Raw genomic sequence first — 12,539 nt, forward strand, 5'->3', positions numbered from 1 at the left:
CTCTTTTCATTGCAGAACGGGAATGGGTCAGTGCTGATGTTTCTGTTTTAAAAAATCAAGGAGTTGTTCTTTCGTATACGTATTGACCACATTTTTCCTTTCAATCCAGCCTTTTCTCGCGGTCCCGACACCGAAAGCGATATTGCCCAGTTCCGCGGTTGCGTGTGCATCGGTGTTAATCGCGATTTTCACACCGGCCGCCTGCGCTTCTCGTGCACGGGCCGCGGACAGGTCCAATCGGGCGGGATCGCCGCTTAATTCAAGGATCGTGCCGGTTTCTTTTGCCCATTGGAAGAGCAGGTCCAAATCAACATCGTACCCCTGCCTTTTGCCGATTAATCTTCCGGTCGGATGGGCAATCATGTCCACATGCGGGTTGAATAAAGCGCTGTGCAGCCGTTTCATGATCTGCGCGCGGCTGTTCCCAAAACCCGAATGGATGGAAGCAATGACGAAATCTAGGCCTGACAGCACATCATCATCAAAATCCAAAGTCCCATCCGGCAAAATGTCCATCTCAATGCCGGATAAAATCAGGATATCCGGATATTTCTCATTTAACCGGCGGATTTCATTCATTTGCCTGATCAAACGTTCACGTGAAAGCCCGCCGGCCACTTTTAAATATTTGGAATGGTCCGTGATCGCGATATATTCGTACCCTCTTTTTCTGCATGCATTGACCATGTCTTCAAGCGAATCTTTCCCGTCCGACCAGACAGTGTGCATGTGCAGGTCGCCCTTTATATCATCAAACTGGACAAAAGGCGTCCCCTTATAGGTTTCCACTTCGCTGCCGTCAGCGCGGATTTCCGGGGGGATGTAAGGCAGCCCATAATGATGATAGAACGAAGCCTCGCTCGGAAAACGGAGCAATTCGCCCGTCTTCAGGATTTTGACGCCGGATTTTGTCAGCCGTTCGCCATGAAGGCCGGCAATCTGCTGCATTTTTTCCAGATGCGGCTCCGGCCCTGTTGAAAGAAAAAGCGCCAGCGCATACAGGTCAGGCTTTGCGATCCGGAAGTTGATCCGCAAGCCGGCTTCCCCTTTTAATTTAGCCGTCACTTTTAAACTCCGGATCGAAACAGCTTCCACGACTTCGTTCATTTGAAGAATGTCCTCCGCAACCGATTTTGGATCGAATGTGGAGATGACATAATCGAGCTCTTCTATTCTTTCTTCAAACCGGCGGATGCTGCCAGCGCGCGAATAGGTTTCTATTTTCCTGTTTCCGGACAGCGTTTCTTCGATCAGCAGAAGAACCGGCAGCAGCCGGCCGATGGTATAGGCCGGTTTCCCTGAAAGCTGGTCAAGCGCGTGCAAAATATTGGACTGCGTCGTTTTTCCAAACCCTTTTAACCTTTCAACTTTTCCTTCTTCACAAGCCTTTCGTAAAGAATCCGCATCTGTAATGCCGAGCTCCCTGTAAAGCCTTGATATTTTTCTGGCACCGAGGCCCTGTATCTGCATGAGCGGAACCAGCCCTTTTGGGACTTCGTCTTTTAATTGTTCAAGCAGGGTGGACCGCCCTGTTTCCACGAACTCTTCGATGACGGAAGCGGTTGTTTTTCCGATATTCGGGATATCCGTAAAACGGCTGATTTCCGACAAGTCGCGCCCGTCCGCTTCCAATGCGGATGCAGCCCTGCGGTAAGCCGCGATTTTAAAATGGTTTTCCCCTTTCAATTCCAAGTACACCGCAATTTGTTCCAGCAGCCGGATGACACTGCGTTTATTCGTCCGCATTCGCCTGCCCCCTTTTTTTAACTTATTAAGTGAAGGATCGGGTTTTTACCGTTTACCCGCCACGGTGATTAAAAAGCGCCCTTCCAATGGCCGCGCCTTTTTTCCTGGAAGCATGGGGAGTGCTTGGATCCGAGCCCGGCATCCCGGCCCCGTCCATAAAGAAACACTCCCCCCGCCGCGAGAAGTGCTGTTTTGAAAAACCCGTTTCCAACCCGTTTTGCAAATGGTAAACGTGACGGCCGGGTTTCTATTTCACCCACCATGACGCCACAAGAGCTGAAATATAAGGTGTATTTTTAATCATGCCTTCTGCGACTGCGGATCCCTTGAGCGCGGACTGGATCTCATCCACCGGCAGCAAAGATCCGATATATAAAACGATAAAAAGGATCAGGTACAGCTCGGCAAACCCGAGGATGCCGCCCGCCCATCCATTGACTTGTTTGAGGACCGGGAGCTGGGCCAAAAAAGTAAGGGATGACCCAACAATATTCAGAATAATCCTGACAGCAAAGAAAAGGATGGCAAACGCAATAATCCGGTAAAAGGCCGTTTCCATATTGCCTTCGTGCATCAGAAGGGCAAATGAGCTGTCTCTGTTAAAAGAAGGATACGGAATCATCAGCTTCAATTTTTCCGCCAGGTCATCATACAATATGTACGCAACTGCGGAGGCAATTACAAACCCTGTAATATGGACAGCCTGCAATATAAATCCTTTCCGCTTCCCGTTCAGGAATCCAAGCACAAGCAAAATGATGATGGCCATATTAACCATTTTCATCTTCATCCTTTTTCAGCAATTGTAAATAGTGCTGTTCAAGCAGCTCATACTGCTCTTTCAGCTTTATATAATCATGGACAGCATTTACGGCTGTCAGCACAGCCACTTTGCCGGTATCTAATGAAGGATTCTTCGCGCTGATTTCCCGCATTCTTTCATCAACCATCGAGGCAACCAGGCGAATATGGCTTGCCGGATCCGTTCCGATTATGGTATATTGCTGTCCGTATATGCCAACTGTAATTCGGGTTTTTTCCAATGTTGCCTGCCTCCCCATTTGTAAGAATCCTATTCTCTATCATAGCATGGCGGAAAAGCCTTTGTCTAACAATGTCGAACAAATTCACGGAGATCCTGAAACTGCCGGAGGAATCAAAATGCAAAACACTGTCATTCTCGTTTCTGCTTCAACCATGCAAAAAATGAAACAATCTTACCAGAACAGCCTGACGGGGAAAGTTCCGCCCGGCGCCGTTTTTGCCGCAAAAATACCGGGCTGCTCCATTACCGGCTATAAGTCCGGAAAAGTTTTATTTCAAGGGCCGACCGCAGAAACGGAAGCGTCAAAATGGGGACAGCCGCCGGAAAAGAAGCCGGATGCCGCCCGGCGCGCAAAATCTTCCGGCAACCCGCTGCCTCCTAATATCGGGCAGCTTTCCGTCATTGGGTCAGATGAAGTCGGGACAGGCGACTTTTTCGGGCCGATTACGGTTGTCAGCTGTTACGTCGAAAAGGGGCAGCTCCCGCTTTTAAAAGAACTGGGCGTAAAAGATTCAAAAGGATTAACAGACAGCCAGATTGCCGGAATAGCGAAAGAGCTTCTCACCTTTATTCCGTACAGCCTGCTCATTTTGCCGAACGAAAAATACAACCGGCTCCAACAATCGGGCATGTCGCAAGGAAAAATGAAAGCATTGCTCCATAACCGGGCTTTGTACAATACCGCCCAAAAAATTGCGCCGGCAAAACCGGATGCAATTTTAATTGATCAGTTCGCGGAAGCATCCACGTATTACCGGTATTTGCAAAACGAAAAAATCGTCATGCGCGACGGCGTCTATTTCAGCACAAAAGGGGAAAGCGTCCATCTTGCGGTTGCAGCCGCTTCCATTCTCGCACGCTATGCTTTTGTCCGGGAGTTAGAAAAATTAAGCAAAAAAGCCGGCTTTGTTTTGCCAAAGGGCGCCGGCGCACAGGTGGACCAGGCTGCCGCGCGGCTCATCAAGGAAAAAGGCATGGCCGCGCTGCCGCATTTTGTCAAACTGCATTTCGCCAATACGGAAAAAGCGAAAAGGATTGCGGGAATCAGCTGAAGCCCGTTCCGACAGGAGCCGGCCAAAGCTGGCTCCTTTTTTGGGAAAAAAGCCAGAACTCACTTTGCCATGGCACTTATTTTAAATAATATTTTCCCGTCCGGAAACAAAAGAAAATCATTGGCAACATCTTCAAGGTAAATCTCGTTGCCCGCCGTTTCCGTTTCTTTGCAGATCAAGCCGTAAGCTTTTTCTGTAGCCTCATTGATTTTTTGATCTTCCGCAAGAAAATAAAGCCCGGCAAACTTGCCTGCTTTTTTCAAAAAGTTGGCATCTTTCCGGTCATCCGTCTTCCGGTATTTCCACGTTTTCTTTTCCGATGCAGGTTGTTTCATCCCGCTGATGATGACACCTGCATGGTATCCTTCCAGCATGTAATTGACAACAAACGGCCCGGACTGTTCACGAATAATCAAGTATTCTTCCAAACAAGTTTCGATAAAGACCTTCAGGCTCCCCATCTTTTGAAAACGTTCAAGTTCAGCCAGCTTCCGGCCCAATGTTTGCGCTAACTGCTCCAAATCATGAATTTTGTTTGTGATCGCATTTTTCTGGTTAGCGAGCGTCCGGATGCTTTCCGCTACATCTTCCTGATGGAACTGCTTTTTTATTTCAGCCAATGACAGACCGACAGACTGCAAGACTTTGATTTTGCTCAGCTGATCGATTTGTTCTTCCGTATAATACCGGTAACCATTCCCATCCTGGACTGCCGGTTTTAATAAGCCGGTTTCATCGTAATCATATAAAGTTTTCTTATTCACTCTGCACAGCCGGGCAAATTCTCCTGTTGTGAACTTTACAGCGTTTCCCGTAAAAAAGGGATTTCTCCTCTTTTCCATTCCCAATATTTTAAATTTATTGTCACAGCAGCTTTAGCGGTCACTTTATCTGCACTATGATTGCAAATATTCGTTAATCCCTATGGCAGCGAAATCATCAGCGGGTATATTGCGGTGAATAAAATCCTCACTTTTTTTATGCTCATCATGATCGGTTTTTGCCAGACACTGACCATTTTTACAGCGGCCAACAGCGGCGCGAAACAGTTTGGCAGGATTTTGGAAGGATACCGGTTTTGCATCCGGTTTGCCACGGTTTACGTTCTTTTTCTGACACTCGCGGATTTCGTGTTTGATAAGCAAATCTTATCCATCTTTTTGGATGCAAAAAAATATCCTGATGCTGCCGGCTTTGGCACCTCCTATCTAAAATACAGCTGCATCATGATTTTATTTTCCGCGCTAAAAAACGTGAATGAAAGCATTCTAAGAGGGTACGCGAAAATGAAGCTGTTTTTGCTCTCCAATTTTTCGGATCTTTTTTTCAAAACCGCACTCACTGCCCTCTTTCTGCCTGTCCTCGGGTTAAACAGTTTTTGGGCGGCGTCGGCAATCAGCACTTGCATTGCATTTTTGCTTTCATCCTGCTTCATTCATGATCATCAATTGATTTTCCGGATAAAAAACAATGACGGTTAAATGGAAAAAGGAGGAATCCCGCGATTCCCCCTTTTTCCATTCCCTTATCCTCTCAACACCGCGCCTGCTTTTTCTTTTACCGCATCCAGCACTTTTTCATGCCGGGCGACGACTTCTTCATCCGTTAATGTACGTTCCGGATCGAAGTAAGTAAGCGAGAAGGCAATTGATTTTTTGCCGGGTTCCATATGCCCGCCTTCATATAAATCAAAAATCGAAACGGATTTCAAAAGGGTTCCGCCGGCCTCCCGGATGATTGCCTGCAGCCGGGCTGCTTCCACATCGCGGTCGACAACAAGCGCAATATCGCGGGTGATGGCCGGGAAGCGCGGGATCGGCCGGTATTGGACCGGTTCGGCCGGGTAATCGTACACCGGCTCCAGTTTCAGTTCGAACACGTATGTTTCTTTGATATCGAGTTCTTTTTGCACGTTCGGATGCACCTGGCCGACAAAACCAATTGCTTCCCCGTCCAGCAAAATTTCGGCTGTCCTTCCCGGATGCAGCCCGTTAAATGCGGCCGCGCGGTAGGAAACAGCGCCTGAGACCCCGAATTTTTCAAACAGGCCTTCCAAAATCCCTTTTGCCACAAAGAAATCAACTGCTTTCTTTTCTCCTTGCCACAAGTTGGCAACCCAAAGCCCGGTGATGGCGCCGGCGAGGTGTTCCTGCTCTTCCGGCTGTGCCCCGTCCGCCTTTTTTAAAAAGACATTGCCGACTTCATACAATGCAACCGACTCGTTTTTACGCGCGACATTATACGCGACAGATTCCAAAAGATGCGGCAAAAGGCTTAAGCGCAGCACACTGCGTTCTTCGCTCATCGGCATGGCGACGCGGACCGGTTCGCGTTTTTCAAGCGCATACTGGTGTGCTTTTTCTTCGCTTGTTAAAGAATACGTAATTGCCTGGTACAGCCCCGCTCCTTCAAGGAAACGTTTCGTGGCGCGGCGTTTTTGCTGGATGGCGTTCAAGCCGCCTCGCGTTCCCCTGCCCGCCGGCAATGTCTTTGGCAGCAGGTCATAGCCGTACAGGCGCGCCACTTCTTCAATCAGATCTTCCTCAATCGTAATATCGCCGCGGCGGGTCGGCACAATAACGGTAAAACGGCCGTCTTCCCATGATGCTTCAAACCGGAGGCGTTTGAAAATACGGAGCACTTCTTCCGCTGAAATTTGCGTTCCAAGCACACGGTTGATTTTTTCTAGCGTAATGGTGACAACAGCCGGCTCAATATGCAAATGGTTTTCGGCAACCGTCCCGGCGAGCACTTCCCCGCCCGCATATTTGCTGATCAGCATGGCGGCCCGTTCTGATGCAGGCAGGACGCGGTTCGGATCAACCCCTTTTTCATAGCGGCTGCTTGCCTCGCTGCGCAGGCTGTGGTCTTTTGAAGCCGCGCGGATCGTTCCGGCATCAAAATAGGCGGATTCCAAAAGCACGTTTGCCGTCGTTTCGGTTACTTCTGAATTGGCGCCGCCCATGACACCGGCCATTGCGACAGGTTCAGTGCCGCTCGTAATGACAAGATGGACGTCTTTTAACGTGCGCTCCTGGCCATCGAGCGTCACCATCTTTTCCCCTTCATGCGCCATGCGGACGACAATTTCTTTGGAACCGAGCTTGTCATAGTCAAACGCATGCAGCGGCTGGCCGTATTCGAGCAAAATATAGTTCGTAATGTCGACCACATTGTTGTGCGGGCGGATTCCTTCTGCCATGAGCCGTGCCTGCATCCAGAGTGGGGACGGGCCGATTTTCACATTGCGGATGACTTTTAATGTGTAAAGCGGCGCCGCTTCTTTTGCATCGACACGGACCGAAATGGCATCAGCAGCTTTATCGGCTGCTTCCTGCACTTTTGTTTCCGGCAATTTCACATCTTTCCCGAGTATCGCCGCCACTTCGTAGGCAACGCCGAGCATGCTCATGCAGTCCGCCCGGTTCGGGGTGAGGCCCAGTTCGATAATGGTGTCATCCAATCCTAAAAGCGGCAGCACATCCTGCCCCGCTTCCACATCATCCGGGAACACATAAATGCCGTTTGCGTACTCTTTTGGGACGAGCTTGCTTTCAACACCGAGTTCCTGCAGCGAGCAGATCATCCCGTTCGACTCCTCGCCGCGCAGTTTCGAACGTTTGATTTTCACATGCCCCGGCAGCCAGGCGCCCGGTTTGGCAACAGCAACTTTCTGCCCTTTATCGACGTTTGGCGCGCCGCAAATAATCTGGACAGGCTCGCCTTCCCCGATATCGACCAGGCATTTGTTTAATTTATCGGCGTTCGGATGCTTTTCTTTTTCCAATACATGCCCGACAACGACATTTTTAATGCCTTCCCCCTTAAATGCCACGCTTTCGACTTCAATGCCGGTCCGCGTAATTTTTTCAGCCAATTCTTCCGGCGAAATGCCGTCCAAATCCACATATTCCTGCAGCCATTTATATGAAACAAACATGTTTGACCCTCCTTATTCTTGTACGGAAAACTGCCGTAAAAAACGAATGTCATTTGTATAAAAGTGGCGGATGTCATCAACGCCGTATTTCAGCATCGCAATCCGCTCCGGCCCCATGCCGAATGCAAAACCGGTATATTTTTCCGGATCAAAGCCGGACATCCGTAATACGCGCGGGTGGACCATGCCGGCGCCCAAAATTTCAATCCAGCCGGTGCCTTTGCATACATGGCAACCGTGCCCGCCGCACATCTTGCATGAAATATCCATTTCAACACTCGGTTCGGTGAACGGGAAAAAGCTCGGGCGCAGCCGGATTTCGCGGTCTTCGCCGAATAATTTTTTCGCAAATACTTCCAACGTCCCTTTTAAATCGGCCATCGTGATGTTTTCGTCAACAACCAGCCCTTCAATTTGCATAAACTGGTGGGAATGTGTCGCATCATCATTGTCGCGGCGGTACACTTTCCCCGGGCAGATGATTTTGACCGGCCCTTTGCCGTGATGCTTTTCCATTGTCCGCGCCTGGTTCGGTGAAGTATGGGTCCTAAGCAGCATTTCATCGGTTATGTAAAAGGTATCCTGCATATCGCGTGCCGGGTGCCCTTTCGGCAGGTTCAGCGCTTCAAAATTGTAGTAATCGGTTTCCACTTCCGGCCCCTCGGCAATGGTATAGCCCATCCCGATAAACAAGTCTTCGATTTCCTCAATGACTTTTGTAAGCGGATGGTGGCTGCCTGCTTTTACCGGGCGGCCCGGCAGCGTGACATCAATTTTTTCGGATGCCAGTTGCCTCTCGACGGCTTCTGCTTCCAATGCCGCCTGTTTCTTTTCAATACCTGCTTGAATGGCGGCACGCACTTCATTGGCGAGCGCGCCCATTTTCGGCCGTTCTTCCGCTGGCAGCTTCCCCATGCCGCGCAAAACTTCCGTAATCGGGCCTTTTTTGCCGAGATAGGCGACACGGATCCCGTTCAGCGTTTTTAAATCAGCAGCCGCTTCAATTTTGGCAAGCGCTTCGGTTTGCAGTGCTTTCAACGTTTCTTCCATTTTTTGTACCTCCTTTAGGTTTTGGGCGTTAAAAAAGCCCCGCCCTGGAAAAGGGACGAGGCTAATGGTTCGCGGTACCACCCTAGTTAACATAACTAAATTATGTTCGCTTCATTTCAATAACGGCTTTTAACCGTCCCGCCTTTACATTGCAAGCAATGGTCCAAGCGGCAACTCGAGGGGTGAACTTCGCTTCATTTCCCCATAAAAATGCTTCCAGTCTACGGCATTTTCTCCCTGCATGGCGAAGATCAAGCTACTTTTCCCTGTCATGGTTTTTATCATTTTTCAGTTATTTTTTATTATAGCGGGAAATGCCCGCAATTTCAAACGGAAAGTGAAAATAGGCATGGGCCCGGCCGTTTTGGCACGGAATATTTCTCGTTTTCCGCAATAAATGGACGCTTTGGCCACGCGGTTTTCCCTGTTTATCCTGGCCAAACAACGCAGCCGCCCTCATGAAAAATCGTCTGCCTCGATTGCCTTTTGGCGCCTATCCTGAAAAATGGTGCCGGCTGTTTTTCATCTTCTTCTGGTGCCGCGTTCACCGCATGGATAAGGCCTGCTTTTCTGCCTCAAACACGGGGCAGCAAAGGTGGCATCCATTATTTCCGCCAAAGGTTACGCCCGCATTGCAAAGTCATACATTAAAATGCCGGCTGCCACCGCAACATTCAGCGACTCACTTTTGCCGAAAATCGGGATGGACAGGTTTTGTTCCGTTTGCGCAAGCAAGCCGGGGTGTACGCCGCTTCCTTCATTGCCGACAAGGATCGCAAAGGCATCGCCTGGATTTACATCGCGAAAAGTTACGCCGTTTTCAAGCGCTGTTCCGTAAACCGGCACTGCCGCTTCGTTCAGTTTTTCAATCCACATGTTTAAATCGCCTTTTAAAAGCCCGACGTGGAGATGGCTTCCTTGTGCCGCACGCAACACTTTCGGGCTGTACGGATCCGCCGTGCCCTTGCCGAAAATAACGGCATCAAACCCGGCTGCGTCCGCCGTCCGGATCATCGTGCCGGTATTGCCAGGATCCTGCACGGCATCAATTAAAAGATAACGCCTGCCGATGATTTTGGACGGCTGTTTTTTCATCCGGCACACGGCAAAAATGCCTTGCGTCGTTTCTGTATCGGCAAGTGTTTTGCTGATTTCATGCGTGACAGTTATCACCGGCACCCCTTCCGTATTCCAGCGGTTTGGCAGGTCTACGCCTTCTTCAACGATGATTTCTGCCACCACTTCCTCTTTCAGCGCTTCTTCGACAAGATGGAACCCTTCCAGCAAATAAGTAAATGTTTTTTCGCGTTCTTTTTTCGCGGCGAGTTTTTTCCAATGCTTTACTTGCGGATTTTGCAAGGATTGTATGTATTTCAACGTGTTTGCTCCCTTTTCGTTAAGTTTTCCTTGGAATAGTATACATAAAAATAGTGGCCATGTGAAATGCTAGCAGTGAAACGATCAAAGGAGCTGAACCGAAATGGATTTGGACTTGCGGAAAGCAGTCATTCACAATGTAAAAGATGACACGCAGGATCAGTTAAAAGATACGATTGTCGATGCCATTCAAAGGGGCGAAGAAAAAATGCTCCCGGGGCTCGGCGTCCTCTTTGAAGTCATTTGGAACCATGCGGATACACAGGAACAAAAAATGATGCTGGAAACGCTCAAGCAGGGGCTGGGACAGGTGTAACAAGGGAGCGGAAAGAGCTGCTCCTTTTATATGTGCACCGGCTTTTCCAACCCGTTTACAGTTGCAATGAAGGATGCTAGATTCCTTTTATGCCGGCCGTAACCGATCGGCACTTTGTTTAACTGAATGGAAGACAAAACGACAAAAAATCCGATAATAGAAGCGCTTATTTCCTTGTTGTACGTTTTTACCTCTAGATTGCCGATCTCCTGCAGATGGATCCTTTTTCTGATCCAAAAATAAAGAAAGAAAAGATGAAAAAGCACACAAGCCGCTATACTGTACAGCGTCGTCCAGACGTAAACATCATCAATATGCTTGTCTTTTGCTAACATCATAAATGCAACAAATGCGTCAAACGCAGCCTTGTACATAAAAATAACGGCGGCAATACTTGAGAACCTCCAGCTGAAAGGACGGCTCGGAATAGATAAAAGGATTGAAAGTACATGCACGATAAACAACAGGATTTCAAGGCGAAATACCCGTTGCCAAAAAGGAGACAAGTTTTCCCATCCGATATTTCCGCCATTTACAACTTTGTATGCGACTCCAATCATCACCAAAGAATAAACAAACAATGCGCATAAAAATTTCCGCAGATCGGAAAATGTCAGCAACCGGCTTCTCGCATCAGCATTTAAAATGAGCAAAAATTTTTCTTCGGTTAATTTTTTCACTACATCCCCCCGTGCTCTATTTATGGGCTGGCTGAACGAATCAAATTTGGTCAGATACAAGACAAATTTGATTCGTTCAGCAAGCCCTACTTGTAGAAACAAAAAGCCCCCGGGTTGGGTGCATGTACATTAACCTCTTAACATATTCATAATATGGTTAATTTCTGTGTCATGCTTGCCGGATTTCCCGCTAAGAAACTCAATATCGCCCTTAATGCCTTTGATTTCATTTGAAACAACTGTAAAAATGCTTTTATGTTCTTCCAGTTTATCGTTTGTGAATTTAAAATTGCTTCGCAGTTCCAAAGCAAGGTTGTCTACTTTCGTTTCAATGCGTTCCTGCCCTACTTTTAAGCTGGAAACATCACTCTTCAAACTGGAAACATCACTCTTCAAACTGGAAACATCGCTCTTTAAACCGGACACATCACTCTTCAAACTGGAAACATCGCTCTTTAAACCGGACACATCACTTTTTAAATCTCTCAATTCATGAAGAATTTGCTGCAAAATCTCATCCATCATTTTACCTCCTTCCTTTTTCAAATAGTATATCACAAAGATTGCTTTTCCTACTATCTATCATTTCTGTTTGTTATCAATTTTTTCTCGACAATTCGTATACAATTGTATACAGAAAAGAGCACGTGTATGAGATCATCAATTGACCCCGGAGGGAAATTTGAAGGCCCTTTTTGTCCTTCATCAACCCAATGAAGGACAGTTCACTGTTGCAACCTTGTTTTTTTGTCCTTCATCAATTCAATGAGGGACAGTTCGAGAATACTGGCCGCCCGTTTTGTCTTTCATCAATCTGATGAAGAACCTTTCACGATCCCCGCTGTTTTTTTGCAATTGCGTGCAGCATAGCTGGCGCATGCAAAACCCGTGGCGAAACCGCACACGGGCTTTTGAACAACAGATTTATTGCACGCTAGAACTATATCCCCCGGGACTTTGCTGCTTTCTCCCAGCTATAGTAAACCCCTAAACTCACCACACCTAAAACGAGCGGCAACCACCACGGATAAGAAAAGGACGGGCCGATTTTTGGCATGAATTTATCCAGCAAAATAACGCCGCCCAGTAAAACAAAGATTACGGCATCTATTTTCAAAAAAGTTAGGATTTGCACCTTTTTTGTCTTTTCCTTAAACAAACTCTTTTTCAAGATACGAAAGATATACCAAATGGCAAAGATCACGTATAGCCCGGCAATAAAAAAGTTCAGGGCCGCGGGTACATGATGCTAGTATAGTTTCATGGACACCCTTTAGTGAAATATAATATTAACGAAGGGATGTGTCCTGATATGGGTAACACAAGCGAAAAA

General features: G+C 47.8%; 13 protein-coding genes and 1 other annotated feature. Of the genes, 3 read left to right on the forward strand and 10 right to left on the reverse strand.

All coding sequences use genetic code 11. The annotated features are described in order from the left end of the window. Positions 1 to 27 precede the first annotated feature (27 nt). The 3 genes from polX to zapA all read right to left on the reverse strand — a co-directional run bounded on the left by polX (position 28) and on the right by zapA (position 2,807). Positions 28 to 1,746, reverse strand: a complete 1,719-nt coding sequence (gene polX / locus IC21_RS03935) for a DNA polymerase/3'-5' exonuclease PolX (RefSeq protein WP_029142313.1) — start codon at positions 1,744 to 1,746, stop codon at positions 28 to 30. Positions 1,747 to 1,993: 247 nt separating this feature from the next. After that, a complete protein-coding gene (locus tag IC21_RS03940; RefSeq protein WP_029142312.1) occupies positions 1,994 to 2,530 on the reverse strand; it encodes a CvpA family protein in 537 nt (178 codons plus the stop codon). Continuing rightward, positions 2,517 to 2,807: a cell division protein ZapA gene (gene zapA, locus IC21_RS03945; RefSeq protein ID WP_013859878.1), complete on the reverse strand. Its 291-nt coding sequence runs from the start codon at positions 2,805 to 2,807 to the stop codon at positions 2,517 to 2,519. Before zapA ends, IC21_RS03940 begins: the two co-directional genes overlap by 14 nt. Before the next feature lie 100 nt (positions 2,808 to 2,907). On the opposite strand from zapA, the gene rnhC reads away from it, so the two are divergent. Next, complete coding sequence (rnhC, locus tag IC21_RS03950; protein ID WP_029142311.1) at positions 2,908 to 3,843, forward strand: ribonuclease HIII; 936 nt, start codon at positions 2,908 to 2,910, stop codon at positions 3,841 to 3,843. A 59-nt stretch (positions 3,844 to 3,902) separates the two neighbouring features. Here rnhC and IC21_RS15820 read toward each other — a convergent pair whose 3' ends face one another. After that, positions 3,903 to 4,685: a MerR family transcriptional regulator gene (locus IC21_RS15820; protein ID WP_073193851.1), complete on the reverse strand. Its 783-nt coding sequence runs from the start codon at positions 4,683 to 4,685 to the stop codon at positions 3,903 to 3,905. 60 nt (positions 4,686 to 4,745) lie between these two features. On the opposite strand from IC21_RS15820, the gene IC21_RS03960 reads away from it, so the two are divergent. Beyond that, entirely contained in the window at positions 4,746 to 5,324 is a 579-nt protein-coding gene (locus IC21_RS03960; RefSeq protein ID WP_073193852.1) for an MATE family efflux transporter, read from the forward strand. 44 nt (positions 5,325 to 5,368) lie between these two features. Here the strand turns inward: IC21_RS03960 and pheT are convergent, their stop codons facing one another. The 3 genes from pheT to IC21_RS03975 form a co-directional block, all read right to left on the reverse strand. Beyond that, positions 5,369 to 7,783, reverse strand: a complete 2,415-nt coding sequence (gene pheT / locus IC21_RS03965) for a phenylalanine--tRNA ligase subunit beta (protein WP_029142308.1) — start codon at positions 7,781 to 7,783, stop codon at positions 5,369 to 5,371. A 12-nt stretch (positions 7,784 to 7,795) separates the two neighbouring features. Next, on the reverse strand, positions 7,796 to 8,833 hold the full coding sequence (pheS, locus tag IC21_RS03970; protein WP_013859882.1) for a phenylalanine--tRNA ligase subunit alpha: 1,038 nt from the start codon (positions 8,831 to 8,833) through the stop codon (positions 7,796 to 7,798). Between the two features lie 48 nt (positions 8,834 to 8,881). Further along, positions 8,882 to 9,115, reverse strand: a binding site (T-box leader). 339 nt (positions 9,116 to 9,454) lie between these two features. Continuing rightward, the gene (locus IC21_RS03975) at positions 9,455 to 10,210 is read right to left on the reverse strand and encodes a TrmH family RNA methyltransferase (protein WP_029142307.1); all 756 of its coding nucleotides are present in this window, start codon (positions 10,208 to 10,210) and stop codon (positions 9,455 to 9,457) included. A 103-nt stretch (positions 10,211 to 10,313) separates the two neighbouring features. On the opposite strand from IC21_RS03975, the gene sspI reads away from it, so the two are divergent. Continuing rightward, positions 10,314 to 10,526: a small acid-soluble spore protein SspI gene (gene sspI, locus IC21_RS03980; RefSeq protein WP_029142306.1), complete on the forward strand. Its 213-nt coding sequence runs from the start codon at positions 10,314 to 10,316 to the stop codon at positions 10,524 to 10,526. 26 nt (positions 10,527 to 10,552) lie between these two features. Here sspI and IC21_RS03985 read toward each other — a convergent pair whose 3' ends face one another. From IC21_RS03985 to IC21_RS03995, 3 genes are all read right to left on the reverse strand, one after another. Beyond that, positions 10,553 to 11,206: a hypothetical protein gene (locus IC21_RS03985; RefSeq protein ID WP_029142305.1), complete on the reverse strand. Its 654-nt coding sequence runs from the start codon at positions 11,204 to 11,206 to the stop codon at positions 10,553 to 10,555. Positions 11,207 to 11,335: 129 nt separating this feature from the next. Further along, a complete protein-coding gene (locus tag IC21_RS03990) occupies positions 11,336 to 11,728 on the reverse strand; it encodes a hypothetical protein (protein WP_035180529.1) in 393 nt (130 codons plus the stop codon). A 418-nt stretch (positions 11,729 to 12,146) separates the two neighbouring features. Further along, entirely contained in the window at positions 12,147 to 12,410 is a 264-nt protein-coding gene (locus tag IC21_RS03995; RefSeq protein WP_234969543.1) for a hypothetical protein, read from the reverse strand. Positions 12,411 to 12,539 lie beyond the last annotated feature (129 nt).

The sequence above is a fragment of the Heyndrickxia coagulans DSM 1 = ATCC 7050 genome (genome assembly GCF_000290615.1).
GTDB classification, from domain to species: Bacteria; Bacillota; Bacilli; order Bacillales; family Bacillaceae_C; genus Weizmannia; species Weizmannia coagulans.